Source organism: Ligilactobacillus apodemi DSM 16634 = JCM 16172 (assembly GCF_001434405.1).
GTDB classification, from domain to species: Bacteria; Bacillota; Bacilli; order Lactobacillales; family Lactobacillaceae; genus Ligilactobacillus; species Ligilactobacillus apodemi.
In genome coordinates this window covers 888,197-914,418 of record NZ_AZFT01000053.1, presented here as the reverse complement: position 1 = coordinate 914,418, position 26,222 = coordinate 888,197, and the positions used below count along the sequence as shown (strand labels likewise).

At 40.0% G+C, this 26,222-nt stretch carries 29 protein-coding genes; 26 read left to right on the top strand and 3 right to left on the bottom strand.

Annotation, left to right across the window (positions count from 1 at the left end):
• Positions 1–171 precede the first annotated feature (171 nt).
• From FC32_RS09800 to FC32_RS09710, 20 genes are all read left to right on the top strand, one after another.
• Positions 172–762: a thymidine kinase gene (locus FC32_RS09800; protein WP_035459654.1), complete on the top strand. Its 591-nt coding sequence runs from the start codon at positions 172–174 to the stop codon at positions 760–762.
• Positions 763–772: 10 nt separating this feature from the next.
• Positions 773–1,858 carry a peptide chain release factor 1 gene (gene prfA / locus FC32_RS09795; protein ID WP_025086810.1) on the top strand — a complete coding sequence of 362 codons (1,086 nt, stop codon included), beginning with the start codon at positions 773–775 and terminating at the stop codon, positions 1,856–1,858.
• Positions 1,851–2,687, top strand: coding sequence for a peptide chain release factor N(5)-glutamine methyltransferase (gene prmC / locus FC32_RS09790; protein ID WP_025086811.1), 837 nt, complete (start codon positions 1,851–1,853; stop codon positions 2,685–2,687). Before prfA ends, prmC begins: the two co-directional genes overlap by 8 nt.
• A gap of 19 nt (positions 2,688–2,706) precedes the next feature.
• Positions 2,707–3,735, top strand: a complete 1,029-nt coding sequence (locus FC32_RS09785) for an L-threonylcarbamoyladenylate synthase (protein WP_056957422.1) — start codon at positions 2,707–2,709, stop codon at positions 3,733–3,735.
• Positions 3,736–3,963: 228 nt separating this feature from the next.
• Positions 3,964–4,593: a uracil phosphoribosyltransferase gene (upp, locus tag FC32_RS09780; protein ID WP_056957421.1), complete on the top strand. Its 630-nt coding sequence runs from the start codon at positions 3,964–3,966 to the stop codon at positions 4,591–4,593.
• Positions 4,594–4,853: 260 nt separating this feature from the next.
• Positions 4,854–5,570 carry a F0F1 ATP synthase subunit A gene (gene atpB / locus FC32_RS09775; protein WP_025086812.1) on the top strand — a complete coding sequence of 239 codons (717 nt, stop codon included), beginning with the start codon at positions 4,854–4,856 and terminating at the stop codon, positions 5,568–5,570.
• 33 nt (positions 5,571–5,603) lie between these two features.
• Positions 5,604–5,825: a F0F1 ATP synthase subunit C gene (gene atpE / locus FC32_RS09770; protein ID WP_025086813.1), complete on the top strand. Its 222-nt coding sequence runs from the start codon at positions 5,604–5,606 to the stop codon at positions 5,823–5,825.
• A 57-nt stretch (positions 5,826–5,882) separates the two neighbouring features.
• Positions 5,883–6,410, top strand: coding sequence for a F0F1 ATP synthase subunit B (gene atpF, locus FC32_RS09765; protein ID WP_056957420.1), 528 nt, complete (start codon positions 5,883–5,885; stop codon positions 6,408–6,410).
• Complete coding sequence (gene atpH / locus FC32_RS09760; protein ID WP_025086814.1) at positions 6,397–6,939, top strand: ATP synthase F1 subunit delta; 543 nt, start codon at positions 6,397–6,399, stop codon at positions 6,937–6,939. The genes atpF and atpH overlap by 14 nt, the downstream gene beginning before the upstream one ends.
• A gap of 22 nt (positions 6,940–6,961) precedes the next feature.
• A complete protein-coding gene (gene atpA / locus FC32_RS09755) occupies positions 6,962–8,473 on the top strand; it encodes a F0F1 ATP synthase subunit alpha (RefSeq protein ID WP_025086815.1) in 1,512 nt (503 codons plus the stop codon).
• Between the two features lie 19 nt (positions 8,474–8,492).
• Complete coding sequence (locus tag FC32_RS09750; RefSeq protein ID WP_025086816.1) at positions 8,493–9,434, top strand: F0F1 ATP synthase subunit gamma; 942 nt, start codon at positions 8,493–8,495, stop codon at positions 9,432–9,434.
• Between the two features lie 23 nt (positions 9,435–9,457).
• On the top strand, positions 9,458–10,864 hold the full coding sequence (gene atpD, locus FC32_RS09745; protein WP_025086817.1) for a F0F1 ATP synthase subunit beta: 1,407 nt from the start codon (positions 9,458–9,460) through the stop codon (positions 10,862–10,864).
• Between the two features lie 14 nt (positions 10,865–10,878).
• Positions 10,879–11,301 (top strand): F0F1 ATP synthase subunit epsilon, encoded by a 423-nt coding sequence (locus FC32_RS09740; protein ID WP_025086818.1) that lies wholly within the window; start codon positions 10,879–10,881, stop codon positions 11,299–11,301.
• Positions 11,302–11,625: 324 nt separating this feature from the next.
• The gene (locus FC32_RS10465) at positions 11,626–11,859 is read left to right on the top strand and encodes a DUF1146 family protein (RefSeq protein WP_081780048.1); all 234 of its coding nucleotides are present in this window, start codon (positions 11,626–11,628) and stop codon (positions 11,857–11,859) included.
• Positions 11,860–11,883: 24 nt separating this feature from the next.
• Complete coding sequence (gene murA / locus FC32_RS09735; protein ID WP_025086819.1) at positions 11,884–13,191, top strand: UDP-N-acetylglucosamine 1-carboxyvinyltransferase; 1,308 nt, start codon at positions 11,884–11,886, stop codon at positions 13,189–13,191.
• Positions 13,192–13,404: 213 nt separating this feature from the next.
• Complete coding sequence (mreB, locus tag FC32_RS09730) at positions 13,405–14,397, top strand: rod shape-determining protein (RefSeq protein WP_025086820.1); 993 nt, start codon at positions 13,405–13,407, stop codon at positions 14,395–14,397.
• Positions 14,397–14,654 carry a membrane protein insertion efficiency factor YidD gene (gene yidD / locus FC32_RS09725; protein WP_035459631.1) on the top strand — a complete coding sequence of 86 codons (258 nt, stop codon included), beginning with the start codon at positions 14,397–14,399 and terminating at the stop codon, positions 14,652–14,654. The genes mreB and yidD overlap by 1 nt, the downstream gene beginning before the upstream one ends.
• Before the next feature lie 24 nt (positions 14,655–14,678).
• Positions 14,679–14,900, top strand: a complete 222-nt coding sequence (locus FC32_RS09720; RefSeq protein WP_025086822.1) for a DUF2969 domain-containing protein — start codon at positions 14,679–14,681, stop codon at positions 14,898–14,900.
• A 266-nt stretch (positions 14,901–15,166) separates the two neighbouring features.
• The gene (locus tag FC32_RS09715; RefSeq protein WP_025086823.1) at positions 15,167–16,369 is read left to right on the top strand and encodes an FtsW/RodA/SpoVE family cell cycle protein; all 1,203 of its coding nucleotides are present in this window, start codon (positions 15,167–15,169) and stop codon (positions 16,367–16,369) included.
• Positions 16,370–16,384: 15 nt separating this feature from the next.
• Positions 16,385–16,738, top strand: a complete 354-nt coding sequence (locus tag FC32_RS09710; protein WP_025086824.1) for an arsenate reductase family protein — start codon at positions 16,385–16,387, stop codon at positions 16,736–16,738.
• Between the two features lie 44 nt (positions 16,739–16,782).
• On the opposite strand, the gene FC32_RS09705 is transcribed toward FC32_RS09710, so the two are convergent.
• Entirely contained in the window at positions 16,783–17,529 is a 747-nt protein-coding gene (locus FC32_RS09705; protein ID WP_025086825.1) for a gamma-glutamyl-gamma-aminobutyrate hydrolase family protein, read from the bottom strand.
• 114 nt (positions 17,530–17,643) lie between these two features.
• Between FC32_RS09705 and sufC the strand changes: the two genes are divergently transcribed.
• The 5 genes from sufC to sufB are packed head-to-tail and all read left to right on the top strand — an operon-like array spanning position 17,644 to position 22,769.
• Positions 17,644–18,423 carry a Fe-S cluster assembly ATPase SufC gene (sufC, locus tag FC32_RS09700; RefSeq protein WP_056957419.1) on the top strand — a complete coding sequence of 260 codons (780 nt, stop codon included), beginning with the start codon at positions 17,644–17,646 and terminating at the stop codon, positions 18,421–18,423.
• A 13-nt stretch (positions 18,424–18,436) separates the two neighbouring features.
• A complete protein-coding gene (sufD, locus tag FC32_RS09695; protein ID WP_155891437.1) occupies positions 18,437–19,717 on the top strand; it encodes a Fe-S cluster assembly protein SufD in 1,281 nt (426 codons plus the stop codon).
• The gene (locus tag FC32_RS09690; RefSeq protein WP_025086827.1) at positions 19,698–20,924 is read left to right on the top strand and encodes a cysteine desulfurase; all 1,227 of its coding nucleotides are present in this window, start codon (positions 19,698–19,700) and stop codon (positions 20,922–20,924) included. The genes sufD and FC32_RS09690 overlap by 20 nt, the downstream gene beginning before the upstream one ends.
• Positions 20,921–21,373, top strand: a complete 453-nt coding sequence (gene sufU / locus FC32_RS09685) for a Fe-S cluster assembly sulfur transfer protein SufU (protein ID WP_025086828.1) — start codon at positions 20,921–20,923, stop codon at positions 21,371–21,373. Before FC32_RS09690 ends, sufU begins: the two co-directional genes overlap by 4 nt.
• Positions 21,366–22,769: a Fe-S cluster assembly protein SufB gene (gene sufB / locus FC32_RS09680; protein ID WP_025086829.1), complete on the top strand. Its 1,404-nt coding sequence runs from the start codon at positions 21,366–21,368 to the stop codon at positions 22,767–22,769. Before sufU ends, sufB begins: the two co-directional genes overlap by 8 nt.
• 100 nt (positions 22,770–22,869) lie before the next feature.
• Here sufB and FC32_RS09675 read toward each other — a convergent pair whose 3' ends face one another.
• Positions 22,870–23,256 (bottom strand): hypothetical protein, encoded by a 387-nt coding sequence (locus tag FC32_RS09675; RefSeq protein WP_025086830.1) that lies wholly within the window; start codon positions 23,254–23,256, stop codon positions 22,870–22,872.
• Positions 23,257–23,366: 110 nt separating this feature from the next.
• Complete coding sequence (locus FC32_RS09670) at positions 23,367–23,696, bottom strand: helix-turn-helix domain-containing protein (protein ID WP_257576438.1); 330 nt, start codon at positions 23,694–23,696, stop codon at positions 23,367–23,369.
• A gap of 210 nt (positions 23,697–23,906) precedes the next feature.
• Here FC32_RS09670 and FC32_RS09665 point away from each other — a divergent pair, with 210 nt between their 5' ends.
• Positions 23,907–26,162 carry a hypothetical protein gene (locus FC32_RS09665; protein ID WP_025086832.1) on the top strand — a complete coding sequence of 752 codons (2,256 nt, stop codon included), beginning with the start codon at positions 23,907–23,909 and terminating at the stop codon, positions 26,160–26,162.
• The last annotated feature ends 60 nt before the right edge of the window (positions 26,163–26,222 follow it).

The window sequence follows — 26,222 nt, the reverse complement described above, 5'->3', positions numbered from 1 at the left end:
AATTCCTCCGATTGTTTAATGTCAACTTGTATCTTACCATAAATTGGCAGGTGAGGTGAGTAGAAAGTTTTAATTTAATTTGCGAGCTAGCATGATGTCAAAGTTTTTAATGAAATTTAGCCTTAAATCGGATATACTAGTTTAGGAAACATTAAAAGGATGGTGGCGTCAGTGGCACAGCTTTTTTTTCGCTATGGAGCAATGAATAGTGGCAAAACGATCGAAATCTTGAAAGTAGCCCATAACTATGAAGAACAAGATAAGAGCGTAATTATTATGACAAGCGGTCTAGATGATCGTGATGAAGTGGGCTATGTTTCGAGTCGAATTGGGTTAAAGCGTAAAGCCTTCCCGATTTTTGAAGAAGATGACCTCTTTTTAAAAGTCAAAGAATTAGATCCAAAGGCTGCGTGTGTTTTAGTTGATGAAGCACAATTTTTAAATAAGCATCATGTGTTAGAATTAACACGTGTCGTTGATGAATTAAATATTCCGGTGATGACCTTTGGTTTAAAAAATGATTTCAGAAATGAATTATTTGAAGGGTCTAAATATCTCTTATTGTATGCCGATAAGATCGAAGAAATGAAAACGATCTGCTGGTTTTGTAACAAAAAAGCAATTATGAATTTGCGGATCAATGATGGACGACCAGTATATTCGGGTAAGCAGATCGAAATTGGTGGCAATGAGTCTTATTATCCGGTGTGTCGTAAACATTACGTTGCGCCACCAACTGATATAAATAATACTATTAACTAAGGAGATTCTAATGGATAAGTTATTTGACAGATTGCAAATGCTTGAAGATCGTTACGAAGAGTTAGGCGAATTGCTCTCTGATCCAGAAGTGATCGCAGATACTAAGCGTTTCATGGAACTTTCAAAAGAAATGGCTGATTTGCGTGAAACGGTCGAAAAATACAATCAATATAAACAAGTCATCCAACAGATCAAAGATGATGAAGAAATGCTCAATGCAGGGCTTGACGATGACGAAATGACAATGATGGTCAAAGAAGAATTGGCTAATTCAAAAATTGAAAAAGAACAGCTCGAAGAAGAGATCAAGATCTTATTACTTCCAAAAGACCCTAATGATGATAAAAATATCATCATGGAAATTCGTGGGGCTGCCGGTGGGGATGAGGCTAGTCTCTTTGCGGGTGATCTCTTTACAATGTATAGCAAATATGCTGAACACCAAGGTTGGAACATTGAAGTGATCGACAAGACGATGACAGAAGTCGGTGGCTTTAAAGAAATTGCCTTATTGATCAACGGTAAGAGCGTTTATTCTAAGCTAAAATATGAATCTGGTGCTCACCGGGTACAACGGATCCCAGTAACTGAATCACAAGGACGAGTGCATACTTCGACTGCGACAGTAGTTGTTATGCCCGAAGAAGAAGATGTTGAGATCGAAATCGATCCAAAAGACATCAGAGTTGATGTTTACCGTGCTTCTGGTGCTGGTGGTCAGCACATCAACAAGACTTCTTCAGCTGTGCGGATGACTCACTTACCAACTGGGATCGTTGTTGCCATGCAAGATCAACGTTCCCAACAACAAAACCGGGAAAAAGCAATGAAGATCTTGCGTGCGCGGGTTTATGATTACTATGCTGCGCAAGAGCAAAGCGCTTATGATGAAAACCGGAAGTCTGCTGTCGGTACCGGGGATCGTTCCGAACGGATCAGAACGTATAACTATCCACAAAACCGGGTAACAGACCACCGGATCGGGCTTAGTTTGAATAAACTTGACCGCATCATGAATGGTGAATTAGAAGATGTGATCGATGCTTTAGTTCTTTACGATCAAACTAAAGCCTTAGAAGAATTACAAAATGGATAATGTAACGGTATTTAAAGCTCAGAAATGGGCTTTTTCTTTTATCGCAGAACATCAAAAAGAGACTAGTGCAGCTGAATTGCTCTTGCAAGGTCAAATGAATTGGAGTACAACAGAGATGTTAGTCCATTACCAAGATGTTTTGTCGCAAGAGCAGTGGGCGTTATTTAAAGCAAATGTGATCAAATATTGCCAAGGTTGGCCGGCACAGTATTTGTTAGGCAAAGCAAATTTTTTTGGCTTAGAGTTAAAGGTGACCGAAGATACGCTGATCCCTCGGCAAGAGACCGAAGAATTAGTCGAGTGGATCTTAGCCGACCATAAAAATCCCGAGCTAACGGTTTTAGATATTGGTACTGGGACAGGAGCAATCGGCTTATCGCTTAAAACAGAACGTCCGACTTGGCAAGTGACCCTTAGCGACATTTCACCTAAAGCCTTGGCGATAGCTAAAGAAAACCAAGCACGTTTAAATGTTACGACCACACTAGTCGAAAGTGATCTGTTGACAAATATTGTAGGAACATTTGATGTGATCGTCTCAAATCCTCCATATATTGCCACAGATGAAGCTGATTTAATGGATGAAAGTGTCTTAAAACACGAACCAAAAACGGCACTGTTTGCCCCAGATAATGGATTGTATTTATATAAGCAGTTGGCTAAGCAACTGACGGGGCATTTGCGTCCACATGCGACGCTTTATCTTGAGATCGGTTTTAAACAAGCAAAAGCAGTTACGGAGATTTTTGCCCAGGAATTTCCTCATGCTACAGTGCAAGTTAAACAAGACATAACGGGCCACGATCGCATGGTCAAAGTGAGTTTTTAATTAAGAAAGGAATCGAAAAATGCTGATCACAAAAATCTATACGCAAAAAGAGTTGAGCGAAGCTGCGAATGAATTGCGGCTAGGTGAATTAGTCGCTTTTCCGACTGAAACAGTCTACGGGCTAGGTGCCGATGCGACTAACGAACAGGCCGTCAAACGCGTCTATTTAGCCAAAGGACGCCCCTCAGACAATCCGTTGATCGTCACGGTCTGTTCTCGTGAAATGGTCGAAGAGTACACGGGAAAATTACCCGCAGATGCGGTTAAATTAATGGATGAATTTTGGCCTGGCTCATTAACGATCATTTTAAAGATCAAGCCTGATGCACTTTCTAAGGCAGTTACTGGTGGGTTAACGACCGCTGCCTTTAGAATGCCAGCTAATCAAGTTACTTTAGAGTTGATCAAAGAAGCAGGCGTCCCCTTAGTAGGACCTTCAGCTAATTCTTCGGGTAAACCTAGTCCGACAACGGCACAACACGTCTTTCATGACCTTGAAGGCCGTATCAAAGGCGTGGTTGATGATGGCCCGACAACGGTGGGGGTCGAATCGACGATCGTTGACCTTAGCGCAAAAAAACCAGCCGTGTTGCGTCCAGGTGCGGTAACACCAGAAGAAATTGCTGCTGTTTTAGGAAAAGAAGTTGTTTCAGATAAGCATCATGTGGGACAAACTGAGGTTCCTAAAGCTCCAGGGATGAAATACAAGCACTATGCTCCTGATGCCCAAGTGTTGATCGTTAAGGCTGACCAATGGACCGATGCTTTAGCTTGGGCTAGTCAACAAAAAACTAAGGTTGGCGTCATGGCACTGGATGAAAATCTTGCTAAGGAAACTTTGCCAGCAAATGTCGAAGTATTTTCTTTAGGTAAAGATGTAAGTTCTGCTAGCAATCATCTTTTCGCCGGGTTGCGCTACTTTGATGATCAAGTGGATTATATTTTGTGCGCTGGAGTACCAGAAGTTGGCTTAGGTGAAGCCTATATGAACCGGCTACAAAAAGCTGCCGGCAACGTTTATTTTAGTTCCATAAAAAAAGATAACTGACAGTTTAAACGAGCTCTTTTCCTTTAAAGGTGAAGAGCTCGTTTGTGTAGTCTGATAGTTAAGGATGTATAATGATGGTGTCATTAGTAATGATACTTTTTACTAATGATAACTAGGGTATTTTGGGAACAAAAGTACGGTATTTCTAATAATCATAAATCTTAGTGGTAAATGCTAAAATTTTCGGCTAAAATAATAACAAGGGTCGAACAAAGGAGGAAAATTATAATGGGTAAATTTGAAGTCTTAGATCATCCATTGATCCAACATAAATTAACGATTATTCGCGATAAGGACTGTGGTACACGGGCCTTTCGTCAATGCGTTGATGAGATCGCAACTTTGATGGCATATGAAGTTTCGCGCGATATGCCACTTGAAGATGTTGAGATCCAAACACCAATGGGCAAAACGACTAAAAAACGTTTAGCCGGTAAAAAAGTGGTCGTTGTTCCAATTTTACGGGCAGGTCTTGGAATGGTAGAAGGGATCTTGAACCTTATTCCAGCTGCTAAAGTAGGCCACATTGGGATGTATCGTGATGAAGAAACGATGCAACCACATGAATACTTTGTCAAGATGCCAAGTGATCTACCAAACCGTGATGTGTTTGTGGTTGATCCAATGCTCGCTACTGGTGGTTCAGCTATTATGGCGGTCGATGCTTTGAAGAAACGTGGAGCACAATCGATCAAGTTTGTCTGCTTAGTGGCTGCGCCAGAAGGTGTTAAAGCTTTACGTGATGCTCATCCAGATATTGATATCTTTGCAGCTGCATTAGATGATCATTTAGATGAAAATGGTTATATTTTCCCTGGTTTAGGTGATGCAGGTGATCGCTTGTTTGGTACAAAGTGATCACTTGACCCTTCGACAAGTGTTTAAATTTGTCGCGTCTCTAGTGGAGGTTGAACAAAAAGTTGCGTAAATCCTGTAATAATTGCGTTTTTACGTTTAAAATCTAATCAAATTTCAGCTTTGAAATTTGATTAGAATGGTGGTATTATTTCTTTTGTATTCAAAAAATAGCGTTTGAGACTATTTTCTTGGATCTTAATCTTATGGTTCGACCATTTTGTTCAACCGTATTGATCACAATTGAAAAGAGGTGAAACTTGGTGAATGAAGAAGTTCAAGTTGTGAAGCTTTTTGGAATCCCATTTAACGTAGGTAACTGTGTTTCGGGTCTTGTTTCAGCATTAATCGTTTTTGGCCTTGTTTATTGGTTTTCACGTAAATTAGAGTTAAAGCCAAAGGGCAAGCAAAACATGATCGAATGGCTGATCGACTTTACAAATGGAATCGTTAAAAGCTCCATGCCTGATGAACAGGGGAAAAAATATGGACTCCTTATTTTTACTCTCTTCTTGTTTATCTTCGTTTCCAACCAATTGGGGCTGGCGATCCAGCTTCCGATTAATGGTGTAAACTATGTTAAAAGTCCAACCGCTTCGCCGGCAACTACTTTGACCTTAGCTTTCTTAGTATTGCTTTTAGCCCATATGATGGGGGTCGCGAAGTTTGGATTTAATGGCTATGTTAAGAATTCGTATTTCAGCCCGATGCCGGCATTGTTCCCGATCAATGTTTTGGAACAGTTTACGAATTTCTTGACATTGGCATTGCGTCTATACGGTAACATTTACTCTGGTGAAGTGCTGTTGACAGTTATTCATGATCAACTGGCTACATCACATGCGCCGTGGACGTTTATTCCAGCTATTCCACTTGAAATGGTATGGCAGGGATTTTCAATCTTTATTGGATCAATCCAAGCCTATGTTTTTGTAACATTAACAATGGTATACATTTCTCAAAAGGTCGAAAAAGAATAATTATTGTAGGATTAATTAAGGAGGATTTTAATTATGTCAGGTTTAGCTTTACTTGGTGCAGGTCTTGCTGCAGGTCTTGCTGCTATCGGTACAGGTGTGGGTAACGGTTTAGTTATCGCAAAAACTTTGGAAGGTATGTCACGTCAACCAGAACTTTCAGGTCAATTACGTACAACAATGTTCATCGGTGTTGGTTTGATCGAAGCTGTGCCGATCATCGCTATCGTGCTTTCATTCATGTTGATGGCTAAATAATCTCTTTTCTATCAGTATAAGTTGTTGGAATATTGAAAGATTAGGAGGTGTCAATGAATGAACTCAGCATTATTATTGGGTGCTGCCGAAAGCGGTGTACAATGGGGCGATTTCTTATTTTATTTGATCACGTTCCTTCTTTTGATCGCACTCGTCAAGCATTTCGCTTGGGGTCCTGTGACCGAAATGATGGAAAAACGTGCTGATAAGATCGCTAATGATATTGATTCAGCAGAAGATGCGCGTAAAAAAGCAGAAGAACTCGCAGCAAAACGTGAATCAGCGCTCAAAGATTCACATGTTGAAGCTTCTAAAATCATTGATCGTGCAAAGAAAAACGGTGAACAGCAAAAAGCTAACATCGTGAACTCCGCACAAGCAGAAGTCAACACATTGAAGAAGAATGCTAAAAAAGATATTGAGCAAGAACGCCAAGAAGCGCTCTCAAACGTGAAAAATGACGTCGCTACTTTATCTGTTGAAATTGCTTCAAAGATCATTCAAAAGGAATTGAGTGAAAAGGATCAAGAAGCCTTAGTTGATTCTTACATTGAAGGGTTGGGGAAGCAAGATGGCATTAGATAATCAAACAGTAGCTAAGCGTTATGGCAAAGCTTTATTTGAAACTGCTAAAGAAAAAGATGTTTTAGCTGAAACTGCTAAGGAATTAGCACAAATCAAGCAAGTCTTGCAAGCAGAACCACAATTTGTTGATTTTATGACAAGTGCTGCAATCAAACATGAAGACAAATTGACGATGCTAAAAAATCTACAAACAGGTGCCTCAGAATTAACATCAAATCTGTTGGCCATGTTATATGATTATAGAAGAATCGCCAATCTTGAAGGCATTATCGATGAATTTAGCAGATTAAATGATGTAGATAATAAAACAGTACGTGCAACGGTCACAACTGCAGTTAAACTAGACGAAACGCGTAAAGATAAGATTGCAGCTGCCTTTGCAAATGTTGTCGGTGCTAAGAAAGTAGAACTAGAAACAGTCGTGGACCCAGATATTATTGGGGGCGTTGTTTTGAAATCAAACACGTATGTCTTTGACGGCTCTATTAAATCTAAGATCGAAAACATTAAACGTCTGTTGCTAAAATGATTTTTAAAGAGGTGAGACTTTTATGAGCATTAAGGCTGAGGAAATCAGTGCTCTTATCAAGCAACAATTAGCTAACTACAAAGACGAATTAACTGTCGATGAAGTTGGTACTGTTACTTACGTTGGTGACGGGATCGCTCGTGCTAATGGTCTTGATAACGCCCTTTCTGGTGAACTTCTTCAATTTGAAGACGGTACATATGGGATGGCGCAAAACTTAGAATCAAACGATGTCGGTATCGTTATCTTAGGTGCTTATAAAGGCATTCGTGAAGGCGATACGGTCAAACGTACCGGTCGTATTATGGAAGTTCCTGTCGGTGAAGCTTTGATTGGTCGGGTTGTAAATCCTTTGGGTCAACCGATCGACGGATTAGGGGATATCAAAACAGATAAGACCCGTCCAGTAGAACGCAAAGCTCCTGGCGTTATGGAACGTCAATCAGTTAACGAACCATTACAAACAGGTATCAAAGCGATCGATGCCCTTGTGCCGATCGGTCGTGGTCAACGTGAATTAGTTATCGGTGACCGTAAGACTGGTAAGACATCAGTTGCTGTTGATACAATTTTAAATCAAAAAGATCAAGACATGATTTGTATCTATGTTGCGATCGGTCAAAAGGAATCAACTGTTCGTACTCAAGTTGAAACATTGCGTAAATATGGGGCAATGGACTATACGATCGTTGTTTCCGCTGGTCCTTCTTCACCAGCTCCATTATTATGGTTAGCTCCATATGCTGGTGCTGCAATGGGTGAAGAATTTATGTTCAATGGTAAGCACGTTTTGATCGTGTATGATGATCTTTCAAAACAAGCTGATGCTTACCGTGAACTTTCCTTGATCTTGAGACGTCCACCTGGTCGTGAAGCTTACCCAGGTGATGTTTTCTACTTACACTCACGCTTATTGGAACGTGCAGCTAAACTTAGTGACGAATTGGGTGGCGGTTCGATGACTGCTTTACCATTTATCGAAACTAAAGCTGGGGACGTTTCGGCATATATCCCAACTAACGTTATTTCGATCACTGACGGACAAATTTTCTTGGATAGTGATAACTTCTATTCTGGTATTCGTCCTGCGATCGATGCGGGGACATCTGTTTCACGTGTTGGTGGTTCCGCTCAAATCAAAGCGATGAAGAAAGTTGCTGGTACTTTACGTTTGGACCTTGCTTCATACCGTGAATTGGAATCATTTGCTCAATTTGGTTCTGATCTTGATGAAGCAACACAAGCTAAATTAAATCGTGGTCGTCGGACAGTGGAAGTTTTGAAACAACCATTGCACAAGCCACTTCCAGTTGAAAAACAAGTCTTGATTCTTTATGCATTGACACACGGCTTCTTAGATAGTGTCGCTGTTGATGATATTTTGAAGTATCAAGATGAAATGTTTGAATTCTTCGATAGTAACCACAAAGATCTTTTAGATCACATTGCAACAACAGGTGAATTGCCTGAAACAGATAAATTAGATGCAGCAATTAAAGAATTTGCCGCTTCTTTTCAACCAAGTTCAAAATAAGAAAGGGTGGTGAGAGCTAATGCCTGCTTCTTTGCAAGAAGTTAAGCGTCGAATCGCTTCGACTAAAAAAACTGGGCAAATCACAGGTGCGATGCAAATGGTATCGACAGCTAAGTTAAACCAAATTCAAAAGCATTCTGAGAGTTACCAGACTTATGCTTCGAAGATTCGTAGCGTAATTACCCATTTGGCCCAATCTCACCTTTTAGATTCTGCTTCGGCAGCTAAAAGTCAGACAAGCCAAGAGGGTAAACTCAACACCTTAGGTATGCTAAAACAAAGACCTGTGAAAAAGACTGGTATTGTCGTAATGACATCAGATCGTGGTTTGGTAGGTAGTTACAACAGTAATGTTATCAAACAAACGATGGATCTCATTAAAGATGGTGGCCACAATAAAGATGATGTGGTGATTATTGCCATCGGTGGTACTGGTGCTGAATTTTTCAGTAAACGTGGCTATAATGTTGCTTATGAATATCGTGGTGTCAAAGATGTTCCAACATTTAGAGAAGTTCGTCCGATCGTTGAAGCAATTGTTACGATGTATGATAACGGTTTGTATGATCAATTATTTGTTTGCTACAACCATTTCGTTAACTCATTGACTTCGATTTTCCGCGCTGAAAAGATGTTACCGATCTCTGCTGAAAACATGGGGGTCGATGATCTTGCCGTGGCAGATGAAGAAACTAATTATCACATTGAATATGAAACAGAACCTTCGCGCGATGCGATCTTAGAAGTTATTTTGCCGCAATATGCAGAAAGCTTAGTCTATGGTGCTCTTTTAGATGCCAAGACTTCTGAGCATGCTTCTAGTTCAACGGCGATGAAGTCTGCTTCTGACAATGCTAAAGATATTATTTCAGCCTTAGAACTTCAATATAACCGTGCACGTCAAAGTGCGATCACGACTGAAATTACTGAAATCACAGGTGCGCAAGCTGCCTTAGATTAGAATGATTAGGAGGAATTAACGAAATGAGTTACGGTAAAGTAGTTCAAGTTATCGGCCCAGTTGTCGATGTCCAATTCCCTCTTAGTGAATCCTTGCCTGATATTAACAACGCTTTAACAGTTGAACGTGAAGATGGTTCACAATTAGTGATCGAAGTTGCACTTGAACTTGGTGATGGTGTAATGCGTACGATCGCGATGGATTCCACTGATGGTCTTCAACGTGGCGCAAAAGTAGTTAATAATGGTGCGGCAATTAGCGTACCAGTTGGTGAAGATACTTTGGGACGTGTATTTAACGTCTTAGGGGAAACAATTGATAATGGTCCAGAAATCAGTGCAGATCATCGCAGAGATCCAATTCACCGCGATGCTCCTGCTTATGACCAATTAAATACAAGTACAGAAATTCTTGAAACAGGGATCAAAGTTATTGACCTTTTAGCACCATATATTAAAGGTGGTAAGATCGGTCTTTTCGGTGGTGCCGGTGTTGGTAAAACTGTTTTGATCCAAGAATTAATCCACAACATTGCACAAGAACACAACGGTATTTCCGTGTTTACTGGTGTTGGGGAACGTACTCGTGAAGGTAATGACCTTTACTTTGAAATGAAGGAATCTGGCGTTTTAGAAAAGACAGCCATGGTCTTTGGACAAATGAACGAGCCACCTGGAGCTCGTATGCGTGTGGCCTTGACAGGTTTGACAATTGCGGAATACTTCCGTGATGTTGAAGGTCAAGATGTGTTATTGTTCATCGATAACATTTTCCGCTTCACGCAAGCTGGTTCTGAAGTTTCCGCCTTATTAGGACGTATTCCTTCTGCCGTTGGTTACCAACCAACACTTGCAACTGAAATGGGTCAATTGCAAGAACGTATCACTTCAACGAAGAAAGGTTCAGTTACATCGATCCAAGCCGTATACGTGCCTGCCGATGACTATACTGACCCTGCTCCAGCTACAACCTTTGCTCACTTGGATGCCACAACTAACTTGGAACGTTCCTTGACTCAACAAGGTATCTATCCTGCTGTCGATCCGTTGGCTTCAACTTCAAGTGCTTTGTCACCTGAAATCGTGGGTGAAGAACACTATCATGTAGCAACAGAAGTGCAACATGTTTTGCAACGTTACCGTGAATTACAAGATATCATCTCAATTTTAGGGATGGATGAATTATCAGATGAAGAAAAGGTCATCGTTGCGCGTGCACGTCGGATCCAATTCTTCTTGTCACAAAACTTCCACGTGGCGGAACAATTTACAGGCGTCCCAGGTTCTTATGTTCCTGTTAAGGAAACAGTTAAGGGCTTTAAGGAAATTCTTGAAGGTAAATATGATGATCTTCCAGAAGATGCTTTCCGTAGTTGTGGTCCAATTGAAGACGTTGTGAAAAAAGCTGAACAGATGACACAAGGCAATTAAGGAGGTAGCGTCCAATGGATGAAAAACCTGTATTAACTGTCAACGTGGTCACACCTGATGGGCCTGTTTATGAAAATACGACTGATCTAGTAATTTGTAAGACAACAGTTGGTGAAGTTGGTATTATGCCAAATCGTTTACCATTGCTTGCTTCGCTTGCAATTGACGAGATCCGGGTGAAAACAGGCGAAGATACGTTTGATGAAGTTGCTGTTAGTGGTGGCTTTATCGAATTTTCTAACAATGTTCTTTCTGTAGTTGCATCAGCGGCTGAAAGAAAAGAAGAGATCGATACTTCGCGGGCTGAACGCGCTCGTAAGCGCGCTGAAGCGCGAATTGCTAAGGCCAAAGAACAAAAAGACGACAATGAATTGCGTCGGGCTGAAGTTTCTTTACGCCGTGCAATCAACCGTTTAAGTATTTCAAACAAGAAGTAATGAACCTATTTAAAGCTAGCTAGAGTTAAATCTAGCTGGCTTTTTTGTTATAGTTGATTATTTTACATTTATAAAAAATATAAATATGAATAAATGTATTTCTACCAATACTACAAGCTTTATCACTATATTAAATATAAATAAAGTTTATAAGAATGACAGTGACTTTGTCAATAAGTGTTTAGCAAGAAAAAGGTCGAAAAACACAAAATTATGCCTAGCAATTAAAATATAATTTTTAAGCGACTTGGCGGTAAATGAGTGACCGAAAGTTAAATTTATGCTATGATTATTTTGGATTGAGTAAAGAAGAGAGGGAAGAAAATGCAATATTTAGGAATAATGTCACTGTTGACCATCATTAGTCATTTTGGTTTTATTACCTTAGCTTTTGTTGCGCTACAATCTCTGCGACTCGATCGCTACATTGATTCTAATAAACAGCGCCATTTCCGTTGGGTCTTGGTGATGACATCGGTTGCCTTAGGGTACATGTGTAGCTCATTTTTCTTGAGCTTTATGGACAGTGTAGTACATCTATCATACTTGATTAAATAAAATAATTTTTCGGAGGAATATCAATTGGAAAAGATTATTGTGCGTGGTGGAAATAGGTTGAATGGGACCGTTGAAATTGAAGGCGCAAAAAATGCAGTCTTACCAATTTTAGCAGCTGGGATCTTACCAAGTGAAGGTCGTACGATTTTAACCAATGTACCAATTTTATCTGATGTTTATACTATGAATAACGTGATCCGTTTTCTAAATGTTAAAGTTGGTTTTGATGAAAAAAATAAAACGATTGCATTGGACGCAACGGATGAGTTATCTTACGAAGCACCTTTCAAATACGTATCTAAAATGCGGGCTTCGATCGTTGTTTTAGGGCCATTATTGGCACGTTTAGGTCACGCTAAGGTGGCAATGCCTGGTGGTTGTGCAATCGGCTCTCGTCCGATCGATTTACACTTAAAAGGCTTAGAAGCTTTAGGGGCAACGATCGAACGCCATGATGGCTATATTGAAGCCATGGCTCCTAATGGTTTAGTAGGGGCAAATGTTTATCTTGATTTCCCAAGTGTTGGTGCAACGCAAAATATTATGATGGCAGCAACCTTAGCGAAAGGGACAACGATCATCGAAAACGTTGCGCGTGAACCTGAGATCGTTGATTTGGCTAACATTTTAAACAAGATGGGGGCTAAGATCAAAGGTGCAGGGACAGAAACCCTAAAAATCGTTGGGGTCGATCATCTTCACGGAACAGAACATTCCATTATCCAAGACCGGATCGAAGCAGGTACTTTTATGGTGGCAGCTGCGTTAACTAAGGGAAATGTTTTGATCAAAGATGCTGTCGCAGAACACAACAAACCATTGATCTCAAAACTTGAAGAAATGGGTGTGCAAGTCTTAGAAGAAGAAGGTGGCTTACGCATCATTGGTCCTGAAGTCTTAAAACCAACGACGATCAAGACCTTGCCACACCCAGGCTTCCCAACAGATATGCAACCACAATTCTCGATCTTGCAATTAGCAGCGAAAGGGACAAGCATTTTAACGGAAACTGTTTTTGAAAATCGGTTTATGCATTTAGAAGAAATGCGCCGGATGAATGCCGACTTCAAGATCGAAGGCAACTCAGTGATCATTTACGGTCCAACTGATTTTTCTGGTGCTGAAGTAGCTGCAACTGACTTACGGGCAGCGGCTGCTTTAGTTTTAGCAGGCTTAGTTTCACGTGGGATCACCCAAGTTACTCATTTGCAATACTTAGATCGTGGATACTACCATTTCCACCAAAAATTAGCTGCTTTAGGCGCACAGATCAAGCGGGTAAATGATATTACCAGTGAAGAGTATGTCATTGCTAAAAAGGAAACAATTTAAGTAAGAATTAGTTATTTAGAGCAGAGTGAGCACGACACTCTGCTTTTTATTTTACTAAGAATTTTTGAAATTAATAGTTCAAGCTAAAATAACACATTTGTCCCTTTCAACTATTATGATATAATTACCTGTGTATAAATTGAAATACTATAGTTAGCAAACTGAAAATAGTATTATGATTAAAGATTTAAAATGTAAAAGGAGAAATATTTTATGGCTAAAGATATCGGTATTGATCTTGGTACAGCAAACGTGTTGATCAATGTCAAAGGTAAAGGCATTGTGTTAAATGAACCGTCAGTTGTAGCAGTCGATACGCAAACTGGCCGGGTCTTAGCTGTTGGCTCAGAAGCATATAAAATGGTCGGCAGAACTCCCAGCAATATTAGGGCAATTCGCCCATTAAAAGATGGTGTCATCGCCGATTTTGATATGACCGAACAGATGCTATCTTACTTCATTAAGAAGTTAAATGTAAAAGGCGTGATGTCAAAACCGGCTATTCTGATCTGTTGCCCAACAAATACAACTGATATTGAACGAAAAGCGATTCGCCAAGCGGCTGAAAAGTCTGGTGGGGGCGAAGTTTACTTAGAAGAAGAACCAAAAGTTGCGGCAGTAGGTGCGGGCTTAGACATTTTCCAACCATACGGTAACATGATCATTGATATCGGTGGAGGGACAAGTGATATTGCTGTTTTATCCTTAGGCGATATCGTGATCAGCCGTTCTTTGCGCAATGCGGGTGATAAGTTAAATGCTAATATTGCTAATTATGTGCGCCAAGAATACGGTTTGGTCATCGGTGAACATACCGCTGAAAAGATCAAGATCGAGATCGGTAGTGTGATCGAAGGCCACCGTGATAAGGAAATGACCGTGCGTGGTCGCGATGTAGTGAGTGGTTTACCAAAATCTATTCGCATCACTTCGGACGAAACTGTAGCGGCGATGAGTGATACAATGGACGCCATGATCGCTGCTACTAAAGAAGTTTTAAGCGAAACGCCACCAGAATTAGCATCTGACATCATTGATCGTGGAATCGTGATCACAGGTGGTGGTGCTTTATTAGACGGGATCGAAGCTTTATTTGCACAAGAATTAACAATCCCAGTGATGATCGCTGATACACCGCTTGATGATGTGGCAGTAGGTTCTGGTAAGCTCTTAGAACATTTAGAACAATTAAAGAAACATAAATAATGAGTATTTTGAGCAAGTTACTTATTTTACCGGTTAAGTTTTACCAAAAGGGAATCTCACCCTTATTTCCACCGAGTTGTCGTTATCATCCGACCTGTTCGACTTATATGATCCAGGCTCTTGAAAAACACGGCGCCTTTTTGGGCTTGCTGATGGGAATAGCCCGAATTTTTCGGTGCAATCCTTTTGTTAAAGGTGGGTATGATCCGGTTCCGGATTATTTTACTTTACGTCGTAATAAAAATCCGGACAAATGAAGCATTTTAGTAGGGGGATATAACTTGTCTAAAAAAGAAAGAAATATTCAAATCGTTGAAAATGAAAAAATGGTCAATGGAGACCTGATTTTAGAATTAACGATCAAAGATGATTTGATCGGACGAGTTCGACAAGATGGTACGCGCTATATCGCAGTTTTAGCTAACGGCGAAGAATTGAAGTTAAATTCACGTAGCGAAGCTGTTGATTACGTCTTACGTGACTACCACTTGCATCGCGGATAAGTTAATAAAAATGTAAATTTGCCGGCTAAGTTTTTCTTGGTCGGCAAATTGTATATAATAGAAAATAGGTGTAAACTAAAATGCAAAGCTATGTTAGCTAGAAGAAAGTCTCGATGTGTTCTGTTAGCTAGCTTATGTCAGGTAAATTTTAGTTGATAATAAATGCTAGTTTGGAATTCCAAGCGAGTAATTATTAAAGAAAGGGAATATATAAAGCTTTCCCCAAGTTTTTTAATTTGGTGCACATTTTATATATGTAATTACACATGCCAAGACAACAATTTTTAAGAAGGGATGAAGACAATGATGCAAGAATTGACTGGGGCATTATTTTTTCTGTCCTAGTTCTTGCGGTCATTGGGATGACATCTCTATATGTCGCTTTAACTCATGATTCGAGTACAAGTAGTGTTACGCGGGTCATGATCAGTCAAGCCTTATGGTATTTGATCGGGATCGTAGCGGTCATCTTTATCATGCAGTTTGATGCCGAACAACTGTGGAAGATTGCGCCTTTAGCGTATGGCTTAGGGATCTTACTGTTGATCTTAGTTTTGTTCTTTTATAGTCGAACTTACTATATCAATAACGGTGCCAAGAGTTGGTTTGCGATCGGGCCGTTATCATTTCAGCCTTCTGAAGTTATGAAACCAGCCTTTATCTTAATGATGGGGCGGGTCATTTCACAACACAATAGCGAATATCCAGAGCACACACCACGAACTGACTGGTTATTGCTCGGTAAATTGTTTGCCTGGACCTTACCTGTTGCGGTCTTGTTGAAGTTGCAAAATGACTTTGGGACAATGCTTGTGTTCTTTGCGATTTTAGGTGGGATGATCTTAGTTTCAGGGATCACCTGGAAGATCATTGCTCCGGTTGCTGGTGCAGTAACATTGCTTGGTGGCACGGCGATCTTTTTAGTTGTTTATGACCGTACTTTGTTAGAAAAAATCGGTTTTCAAGCTTATCAGTTTAAACGAATCGATGCTTGGCTTGACCCGTCAAGTAGTACAACGGGTAGTAGTTATCAATTATGGCAAAGTATGAAAGCAATTGGCTCGGGACAACTTTTAGGAAAAGGGTTCAATGTTTCTGAAGTTTACGTGCCAGTGCGTGAATCAGATATGATCTTTTCAGTGATCGGTGAAAACTTCGGCTTTATCGGTTGTTGTTTGTTGATCTTTATCTATTTGTTACTTATTTTCCAAATGATCCAAGTAACTTTTGATACGAAAAATGAGTTTTATGCTTATATTTCGACTGGGGTTATTATGATGATCTTATTCCACGTTTTTGAAAATATTGGGATGAATATTGGGCTGTTACCATTGACTGGTATTCCATTGCCATTTATCAGTCAGGGTGGTTCTGCTTTGATCGGGAATATGATTGGGATCGGCTTTGTCATGTCGATGAGGTATCACAATAAGAGTTATATGTTTAGTAACGGGACTGATTTTAGATAAAAAGGGGACTTTTTGATGAAAAAATTTTATTGTTATTCACGTTGCAGTACTTGTAAAAAAGCACAAAATTGGTTAGATGAACATCAAGTCCAATATGATAAGCAAGATTTAGTAGCACAACCGCCGACAAAAGAGGAATTGCTAGCAATTTTTGCTAAAAGCGAGCGTCCATTACAGTATTTTTTCAATACGAGTGGGCAAGATTATCGTAAAATGAATTTGAAAGAAAAAGTTCCTTCAATGACAAAAGAAGAAGCTGCGACGTTGATGGCACAAAATGGTAAACTCATCAAACGTCCCTTAATGGTCGATGAAACTAACGTGACTTGTGGTTTCAAAGAAGATATTTATCAAACAACTTGGTTATAATAAAAAATACGGCTGGCTCTTAACCACAAGAGTCAGCCGTATTTTTAGTTATGATTTTTTTGCGCAAACTTTTTAGCTTCACCGACAAGATGAACAAAAAGTTTAAATGAATCATCGTGTTCATTAAAAAGAGTTTCTGGGTGCCACTGAACACCAACAAAATTAAAGTTTTTTCCGATCGCTGCTTCAACGATTCCATCAGGACTGTATGCCACCGGTAATAGTTCATCGGCGAGTTCTTTAACAGCTTGATGGTGAAATGAATTGACCCGGGCTTGATCGCCAAAAGAGTCGGCAATCAAGTTTTTTTGTTCTACTTTGATCGAGTGGGTCAAAGCTTGCCAAGGTGCCGTTTTGTACTGATTATGCTTGATCGTGAGCTTTTGATAATCACTGAGATCTTGGTAAAGACTGCCTCCTAAAAAGACGTTAGCGATTTGAAGACCGCGACAAATGCCCAAAGTAGGGAGATTTTTTTCATAGGCTTGGCGCAAAAACTCGATCTCGAAACGATCAAGGTTCGAATCGATCGCACCTAATTTAAGACTGGGTTCTTCGTTATAAAAGTAAGGATCAACATCTTTTCCTCCGGGCAATAAAAGCCCATCGATCCGTTGAATAAGAGTATCAATGCTTTGAAGTGAACTGTTTGGTGAAATGATAACGGGAATCCCGCCAGCTTTAGTGACAGCATCAAGATAGGCTTGCCCGATATAAGAGATCGGAAGATTAGCGTGTTCGGGAATCAAAGTACCGTTAAAATTTCCAATAATCCCAATGATTGGTTGCACGTTATTTCCACCTTTCGAGTTATGTTTAGTACAAGTTTTCCTAATTGAAACTAATTCTCAATTCGACTACAATGATGATAGTATTATTTATTTAGTTTAGCGGAGGAATGAAAAATGTCAACTCTTGAAATAAAAAATCTCCACGTATCCATTGAAGACAAGGAGATTTTAAAAGGTCTAAATTTAAAAATGAGCACCGGTGAGATCCATGCGATCATGGGGCCTAACGGTACAGGGAAATCAACGTTATCTGAAGCAATCATGGGCAATCCTGCTTATGAAGTGACTGAAGGTGAAATTTTGTTAAATGGGGAAAATATTTTAGATTGGCCGGTCGATGAACGTGCACGTGCGGGCCTTTTTTTGGCGATGCAATATCCAGCTGAGATCCCTGGGGTCACCAATGCGGAATTTATCCGTAGTGCGATCAATGCACGTCGCCCTAAGGATGATCCAATTTCGATCCGCAAATACTTAAAAGACTTAGAAGAAACTATGGATTTCTTAGATATGCCATTTTCGATGGCGGAACGTTACTTAAATGAAGGTTTTTCTGGTGGGGAAAAGAAACGTAATGAGATCTTACAAATGATGATGATCAAGCCTAACTTTGCAATTTTAGATGAAATTGACTCGGGGTTAGACATTGATGCGTTAAAAGTTGTTTCCCGTGGGGTAAATGAAATGCGCGGACCTGAATTTGGTTCTTTGATCATTACTCACTATCAACGACTATTGAACTATATCATTCCTGATGTTGTGCATGTAATGATGGATGGTCGAATCGTTAAAGTTGGTGGCCCTGAATTGGCTAAGCGCTTGGAAGATGAAGGCTACGCTGGTTTGCGCGATGAATTAGGCTTAGACATCAAGTTAACTGATGATAAAGCATAGGGTGGTGGCTAAGATGAGTGAAAATAAAGCAGCTGTGCTAGCATTTGCCAAGCAAGTAGCAGAACCAGCGTGGTTTACCGATAAACGAGTAACTGCCCTTGAAACAGCTAAAGATTTGGCATTGCCACGCTTTGAAAAGATAAAATACCAACGTTGGCCGATCGAATTAACTAAGGATCCAAAAGTAGTCGTTAATTCTTTGCCCCAAGAAAAACGTGCGAAGATTACGGTAACTGATGATGTGGCGCTTGAATTTGGACAACACACAGAAATGATCGAACTTTCAGACGAATTAAAAGCGCAAGGGGTGATCATGTGTGACTGGCAAACAGCGCTAAAAGAGCATCCTGAATTAGTGCAAGCATATTTTATGGAAGCGGTCAAAGATGATGTCAATCGCTTAAACGCACAACATGTAGCCAAAGTAACTAGTGGCTTATTGATCTATATTCCTAAAAATGTGGTTATTAAAGAACCACTGACTTCCTATTTTATTCAAGACGCTACGGTCGACCAAGATTTTGTGCACCATGTATTATTGATCGCTGATACTAACAGTGAAGTTTCTTACTTAGAAAACTTACAGACTTATGGAGATCAAACTACAACTGCGAGCGTGATCGTAGAAGTCTTTGCTAAAGCAGGGAGTCACGTTAAATTTGCCAGCGTTGATCGTTTAGGGAAAAACACGACCGCTTATTTAAATCGCCGTGGTCATCTCGAACAAGATGCTAAAGTCGATTGGTCCATGGGGATGATGAATGATGGTAACATCGTTGGTGACTTTGACTCTGACTTGATTGGAGCTGGTTCGCACGCGGAAACTAAGGTTGTTGCGATCTCAACGGGTAAACAAGTCCAAGGGATCGATACGCGGGTCACAAACTATGGGCGTCACTCGATCGGACATATTTTGCAACACGGGGTCATTTTAGAGCGCTCTTCGTTAGTCTTTAACGGGATCGGGCATATTATTCATGGCGCTAAAGGTGCTGATGCGCAACAAGAAAGCCGGGTATTAATGCTTTCGACTAAGGCACGTGGGGATGCTAATCCGATCTTGTTGATCGATGATAATGAAGTTACGGCGGGACACGCGGCGAGTGTTGGTCGGGTAGATCAAGACCAACTTTACTATTTAATGAGTCGTGGTCTTTCCAAAGATGTAGCGGAACGCTTAGTAATTCGTGGCTTTTTAGGCCCAGTTTTAACCGCGATCCCAAGTCGTAAAGTTCAAAATGAACTTTCAGACATGATCGAAAGGAAGCTTGTTGATGGTCAAGAAAATAAGTGAGTTGCGCGCGGATTTTCCGATCTTGGATCAAACGGTCAATGGCGAACCATTGGTCTATCTTGATAATGCCGCTAGTTCGCAAAAACCAAAACAAGTGATCCAAAAGCTTGTTGATTATTATGAACATGACAACGCTAATGTTCATCGGGGCGTGCATACTTTGTCACAGCGAGCAACTCAAGCCTACGAAGCAACCCGTGATAAGGTCAAACGCTTGATCAATGCTCCAAGTGAACGTGAAGTAGTGTACACGAAAGGTACGACTGAAGCTATCAATTGGATCGCGCGGGGCTATGCCCAAAAGATATTGAAGCCAGGCGATGAGATCGTCTTATCATATGCCGAACACCATTCAAATATCGTACCGTGGCAACAAGTTTGTGAACAGACTGGCGCTAAGTTAGTTTATCTTGATTTAAATAAACGTGGCCAAGTTGAGCTAGCCGATGCCAAACAAAAGATCGGGCAAAAAACCAAGCTCGTTTCTTTAGCCCAAGTTTCAAATGTCTTAGGTGCTTTAAATCCGATTAAAGAAATTGCAGAGTTGGCACATGCTAACCAAGCGATCATGGTCGTTGATGGTGCGCAATCAGTCCCACATATGCCAGTTGATGTTCAGGCATTAGACATTGACTTTCTTGCCTTTTCTGGCCATAAGATGTTAGGTCCGACTGGTACTGGGATCTTGTGGGGCAAACGTGAATTACTTGAACTGATGTCACCCCTTGATTTTGGGGGTGAAATGATCGATTTTGTCGAACTAGATCACTCGACCTTTAAAGAAGTACCATGGAAATTTGAAGGTGGGACCCAAAATATTGCTGGAGTGATCGGCTTAGGTGAAGCCATTGATTACTTATTATCTATCGGATTAGACCAGATCCAAGCCCACGAACAAGCTTTGATGGCGGATGTTTTGCCTAAGTTACAACAAATTGAAGGCTTTGAACTTTATGGTTCGCCTGATCCAAAAGATCACTTAGGGATCATTTCATTTAATCTAGCCGGGCTTCATCCGCATGATACGGCAACGGTTTTAGATATGGAAGGTGTTGCAGTGCGTGCAGGTCATCATTGTGCCCAACCGATGATGCGTAAATTAGGTGTCCCAGCAACGGCACGAGCAAGTTTTTATCTCTATAATACGCAAGAAGACGCAGATAAATTAGTTGATGCGTTACAAAAGACAAGGGAGTTTTTTAAATGAGTTTATCGAGTTTAGATAACCTATACCGCCAGATGATCTTAGAACATGCTAACCAACCACATCACCATGGCAATTTACCCACAGCAGATAAGCAGATCGAGTTACGTAATCCAACTTGTGGAGATGTGTTAGAGTTAGCTGTAAAACTCGATGACAGTGGTAAAATCGCCGATGTGGCATTTAGCGGTACGGGGTGTACGATCTCACAGGCCTCGGCTTCAATGATGACCGATGAAGTGATCGGTAAGACTCCAGCCCAAGTGGCAGAAATGGTTGAAGCTTTTTCAGAAATGATCACAGCTAAAACAGACAAAGATTACGAAAAACTTTTAGGTGATGCGGTCGTATTAGAAGGTGTGGCGCAATTCCCAGCGCGCATCAAATGTGCAACGCTTGCCTGGAAAGCAATTTATCAAGCCTTACAAGAAGGGGGACATGAGCATGAGTGAAAATACAATGCCCGAACTAGGTGGCGAATACAAATACGGTTTTAAAGATGACATTGAACCGCTCTTTACAACTGGTGAAGGATTAACCGAAGACATCGTAAGAGAGATCTCGGCTGCTAAAAATGAACCAGAATGGATGTTGGATTTTCGGTTGAAAGCTTATGAGTTATACCGGAAGTTACCAATGCCTGATTTTGGTCCGGATCTTTCACCCCTTGATTTTGAACATATCAATTACTTTAGACGTGATTCTGATCGCGTTGCGCGTGATTGGGATGATGTTCCCGAAGAAATCAAAAAAACCTTTGATCGTTTAGGGGTACCTGAAGCTGAACGTAAGTATTTGGCAGGTTCTTCGGCACAATATGAATCTGAAGTAGTATACCATAATATGCGTAAAGAGTTTGATAATTTAGGGATCGTCTTTATGGATACTGATTCAGCGGTGCAAGAATACCCTGAATTGGTCAAAAAATATTTTGGTAAATTGATCCCACCAGCTGATAATAAAATGGCAGCGTTAAATTCAGCGGTATGGTCAGGGGGAACTTTCATCTATGTTCCTAAAGGCGTTAAAGTTTCGGTTCCGATCCAAAGTTATTTCCGGATCAATGCAGGAAATTCGGGTCAGTTTGAACGGACGTTGATCATTGTTGATGAAGGCGCAAGTATCAATTATGTTGAAGGCTGTACTGCACCAAACTATTCTGAAGATAGTTTACACGCAGCCGTCGTCGAAGTTAATGTCTTAAAAGATGCTTATTGTCGTTACACCACGATCCAAAACTGGTCGGATAACGTGTACAGCTTGGAAACTAAACGGGCCCGCGCATTAGAAAATGCAACAATGGAATGGGTCGATGGTAACTTAGGTTCAAAAGTTACGATGAAATATCCAAGTGTCTATCTTGATGGACGTGGTGCTCGTGGGACAATGTTGTCGATCGCCTTTGCAGGAAAAGACATTGATTCTGATACGGGTGCACGAATGATCCATAATGCAAAAAATACGTCTTCTTCGATCGTTTCAAAATCTTTATGTAAAGATGGTGGGCGCGTTGACTATCGGGGCCATGTTCGCTTTGGACGCCATTCTGATGGTTCATTTGCGCATATTGAATGTGATACGATCATTATGGATGATAAGTCAGCCAGTGATACGATCCCATTTAATGAGATCTTAAACGGTAATGTCTCGATGGAACACGAAGCAAAGGTTTCTAAGATCTCCGAAGAACAACTCTATTACTTAATGAGTCGGGGAATCTCAGAAGAAAAAGCAACGGAAATGATCATCATGGGCTTTGTTGAGCCATTTACGAAAGAATTACCAATGGAATATGCCGTTGAATTGAATCGTTTGATCGAATATCAAATGGAAGATTCGGTCGGATAAGTCTAAACGCATCTTAGCTAGAGCTAGGGTGCGTTTTTTTAGTATCAAAAGAGAAAAAGGATAAAAGAACCTAACTACTGTAAGTAGTCAGGTATAAATCTTACGCAATCTCAAATGGATCAGGCATGAGATGCTTCTCTAAGAGATAAGCGGTTAGAAAGTTTAGTGTGGCTGGGGTTAATTGTTGGTAGTTTCTTTGTTCTGGGGTGGTAATCTGAACGCTTAAGTCTACAAGTGGGAAATTGCCAGCTTGAATGGTCACCTTACTTGCAATAAAGTAGCAAGTGTCTTGCGGATTAGTACTAATGATCGTGCAATCGGTCAAGAAATCCGCAATTGCTTGCGATTTTTTAGCTGCTAATAATAGGTTAGCATGAGCTTGAAAATCAAGTGTTTTTAACTCTTGGGTGTGAGAAGTAAGAGTAAAATCAAGAACTTTAGTTATTAGTTCCTCCATTTTAGTTTGATCATAAGACATTGTGTGCATCTTAAGTACCTCCAATTATTTAATGTACACACAAAGAGCCAGGGCGAGTTTCTCGCCCCAAAACAAAAAGCAGCCAATTTTGGCTGCTTTTTGCGATTTTATTGTAATTTTTACTCTTCAGTCGAGATTTCTAAGATACGTAAAAATGTTTGGCTATATTCGTTAGCTTTAGTATTGTCTAGTTTTTCTAAGCGATTAGCGAGTTCGGATACGTTTGGATTTAAATAAGTTGGTTCAGAGGTTGATTCAGAGACAGAAACAAGTGTTGCAAGTGAAATTTCAAATGCTTCAGCAATTTTTATGAGTGTCTTGATACTAACATTTTGGTCACTAGTTCTTTCCAAGCGTGAAATAAAATTGACTGAGAGTCCGCTTTTTTCAGCTAGTTGTTCTTGGGTCAAGTGAAATTTTTTACGAAAGTATCGGACGTTATTACCAATATTTACTATTTTAGAGACCCCCTTTATCTCTTATATAGTAATTAAAATTTTAAAGTTGTATAACGGCATAGATAAATACTTTTGTTATTGATTATAAACAATTTCTGCACATGTTTATATAATGATTATTTACCTTTGTGAAATATTCACTTGTGCACAGTTTTGTGGTATAAAATATGTGTATTTTAAATGTAAAGGAGCCAAATAAACATGAAAAATAAAAAGTTATTATTTGGGGCAACTGCATTAGCTGCAACGCTCACGACTGGAGTAAAGGCTCAAGCTGATAGCGTCAATACTACCCAAGCAACTACCCAACAAGCAACCACCCAATCACCAGCTGACCAAGTAACGGCTGCACAAGACAACTATGCACAAGCTAATAGTGCTGCAAGTCAAGCAGAGCAAGCTGCAACAGATGCACAACAATCAGTTGATAGTGCAAAAGAAGCTTTGGATTCAGTTCAAGCAACCAAAGATCAAGCGACTGATGAAGCAATCACGACAGCCAAAAATGAACTTACGGCAACAAACACGGCTAAAGAAGATGCTGAGAATACGGTTTCAGATTTGCAAACAAAAGTAGATGACCAACAAAAAGTTGTTAATCAGGCTCAAAGTGAATTAAATCAAGCTAACGATAATTTGACAGCTGCAACTGACGCTAAAAATAGCGCAGATGCAGCAGTTTCGCAAGCTCAACAAGCTGTAACTGACCAACAGCAAGCATCTGAATTAGCATCTCAATTACAAAATCAAGCTAATACCGAACAACAAGCTGTTGATTCCGCTCAAGATGCTTACGATACCGCCCAAGCTCAACAAACAACCGCTGAAAAGAATTTATCTGATGCTCAAACAAACAAAGAAACAGCCGATGCTCAAGTTGAAACTAAAACAGCGGAAGTAAGCCAAGTCCAAGCGGATGTTGATTCAGCACAAAAAGCTTTAGATTCTCAAGGTGCTAGTGATACATTATCACAAACACAAACAGATTACGATAATGCTGTTACTGCACAAAAAGATGCCGAATCTGATGTCACAGCTAAAACTGAAGCTAAACAAAATACTGATAATCAATTAGCTGATGCACAAAACGCATTAAATGATGCAACTACAGCGCAACAAAGTGCTCAAACAGCTGTCGACAATGCTACTTCTGCCCAACAAGCACAAGCATCTGAAGTTGCAAAACTTGAACAACAATTAGCTAATGCTAATCAAAGTACCCAAACAAGCAATATTCAAGTTTCTGTAACTGACGAGTTGAAAGCAGCGGTACAAAAATATGTTAATGATACTTATGCAGGAGCAGATAAAACAACCTTAAGTAATGATGCTAAAGCCATTCAAGGTGCTTGGGATACTCAACGGACAACACCTGTTAGTGTAACTTCAACAAAATATTCAGGTAGCGAAGCAATTATCATTACGACTAATGATTATTCGCCGATTATCATTAATTACACCCCTAGTCAATCAGATTATGACTTATTACCGCAAGCGGATCAATATAATGAGTACGGAGAACTTAGTCATATGACAAAAAAATTAACTCCATCCCAAATTTTAGAAATTGAACAGTTTGTTGCTGATATGATTAATGCGACGCGTGATGCTTTTGGTATCAGCGATAAAGTTGGTCACGTCATTTTAAATCAAGATGCTATTGATCTTGCTCAAGAACTTGCTTACCAAGACCCAGTTACTGTAAATAAAGATCTTGCTAAATCAATTGCCGAAAAATATGGTGTGTCGTACGCGACACTTTTAAATGAACTTCTTTATGAACAAACAGGCACTTATCTAGAATCACCAGATTTTATGTATAAATATCAAATGGTTTGGTTAAAAATTGATGTTGCTAGAACATTTCCAGGTTTACTTAATAGGGATTATAAAATTGTTGGTGGTAGTCTTGTCAATAAAAATGGAAACACTATTTATGATAACAATACTGTTGGGGCATACAGTAAATCAATTTTAGGTATTTCACCTTATCAACTAAGTCAAGTTAAGGACACTACTAATAAAGATTCATACTTTGGATTTAATACTGCTAGTTTACCACCACAGGATACTACAAATCCAATGGATCGTTTCATCTACATTTATCCAAGTATGATCACCGACCCAAGCAAATTTGATACGACTTCCTTGTCGCCATCAACTACAGATACTAGCGCTTTACAAAGTCAATTAGCCACTGCTAAAGACAAGCTCAATACTTTAAACTCTGCTTTAAGTCAAGCACAAGCTAATTTAGACTCCGCTAATACGGCTTTAACTAATGCACAAAATGCTTCTAATGCTTTGACTTCAGCTCAAGCTACTTTGCAAGCTGCTAACGACAATTTAGCAACGGCTACGACTGCTTTAGCCCAAGCAAAACAAGCTTATGAAGATAGCTTAAAAGACACTGCTACTAAAGAAGCAAACTTACAACAAGCACAAAATATTTGGTAGAAGTCACGGGAAAAAAGACTGCTGCGCATTATGCTACGTTAGAAGAAATTCTACTATTTC

Excerpts from the sequence above, each read along its gene's own strand:
- prfA (WP_025086810.1), top strand. The coding sequence starts at position 773 with ATGGATAAGTTATTTGACAGATTGCAAATGCTTGAAGATCGTTACGAA.
- prmC (WP_025086811.1), top strand. The coding sequence starts at position 1,851 with ATGGATAATGTAACGGTATTTAAAGCTCAGAAATGGGCTTTTTCTTTT.
- FC32_RS09785 (WP_056957422.1), top strand. The coding sequence starts at position 2,707 with ATGCTGATCACAAAAATCTATACGCAAAAAGAGTTGAGCGAAGCTGCG.
- upp (WP_056957421.1), top strand. The coding sequence starts at position 3,964 with ATGGGTAAATTTGAAGTCTTAGATCATCCATTGATCCAACATAAATTA.
- atpE (WP_025086813.1), top strand. The coding sequence starts at position 5,604 with ATGTCAGGTTTAGCTTTACTTGGTGCAGGTCTTGCTGCAGGTCTTGCT.
- atpF (WP_056957420.1), top strand. The coding sequence starts at position 5,883 with ATGAACTCAGCATTATTATTGGGTGCTGCCGAAAGCGGTGTACAATGG.
- atpH (WP_025086814.1), top strand. The coding sequence starts at position 6,397 with ATGGCATTAGATAATCAAACAGTAGCTAAGCGTTATGGCAAAGCTTTA.
- atpA (WP_025086815.1), top strand. The coding sequence starts at position 6,962 with ATGAGCATTAAGGCTGAGGAAATCAGTGCTCTTATCAAGCAACAATTA.
- FC32_RS09750 (WP_025086816.1), top strand. The coding sequence starts at position 8,493 with ATGCCTGCTTCTTTGCAAGAAGTTAAGCGTCGAATCGCTTCGACTAAA.
- atpD (WP_025086817.1), top strand. The coding sequence starts at position 9,458 with ATGAGTTACGGTAAAGTAGTTCAAGTTATCGGCCCAGTTGTCGATGTC.
- FC32_RS09740 (WP_025086818.1), top strand. The coding sequence starts at position 10,879 with ATGGATGAAAAACCTGTATTAACTGTCAACGTGGTCACACCTGATGGG.
- FC32_RS10465 (WP_081780048.1), top strand. The coding sequence starts at position 11,626 with ATGCAATATTTAGGAATAATGTCACTGTTGACCATCATTAGTCATTTT.
- mreB (WP_025086820.1), top strand. The coding sequence starts at position 13,405 with ATGGCTAAAGATATCGGTATTGATCTTGGTACAGCAAACGTGTTGATC.
- yidD (WP_035459631.1), top strand. The coding sequence starts at position 14,397 with ATGAGTATTTTGAGCAAGTTACTTATTTTACCGGTTAAGTTTTACCAA.
- FC32_RS09715 (WP_025086823.1), top strand. The coding sequence starts at position 15,167 with ATGCCAAGACAACAATTTTTAAGAAGGGATGAAGACAATGATGCAAGA.
- FC32_RS09710 (WP_025086824.1), top strand. The coding sequence starts at position 16,385 with ATGAAAAAATTTTATTGTTATTCACGTTGCAGTACTTGTAAAAAAGCA.
- sufC (WP_056957419.1), top strand. The coding sequence starts at position 17,644 with ATGTCAACTCTTGAAATAAAAAATCTCCACGTATCCATTGAAGACAAG.
- sufD (WP_155891437.1), top strand. The coding sequence starts at position 18,437 with ATGAGTGAAAATAAAGCAGCTGTGCTAGCATTTGCCAAGCAAGTAGCA.
- FC32_RS09690 (WP_025086827.1), top strand. The coding sequence starts at position 19,698 with ATGGTCAAGAAAATAAGTGAGTTGCGCGCGGATTTTCCGATCTTGGAT.
- sufU (WP_025086828.1), top strand. The coding sequence starts at position 20,921 with ATGAGTTTATCGAGTTTAGATAACCTATACCGCCAGATGATCTTAGAA.
- sufB (WP_025086829.1), top strand. The coding sequence starts at position 21,366 with ATGAGTGAAAATACAATGCCCGAACTAGGTGGCGAATACAAATACGGT.
- FC32_RS09675 (WP_025086830.1), bottom strand. The coding sequence starts at position 23,256 with ATGCACACAATGTCTTATGATCAAACTAAAATGGAGGAACTAATAACT.
- FC32_RS09665 (WP_025086832.1), top strand. The coding sequence starts at position 23,907 with ATGAAAAATAAAAAGTTATTATTTGGGGCAACTGCATTAGCTGCAACG.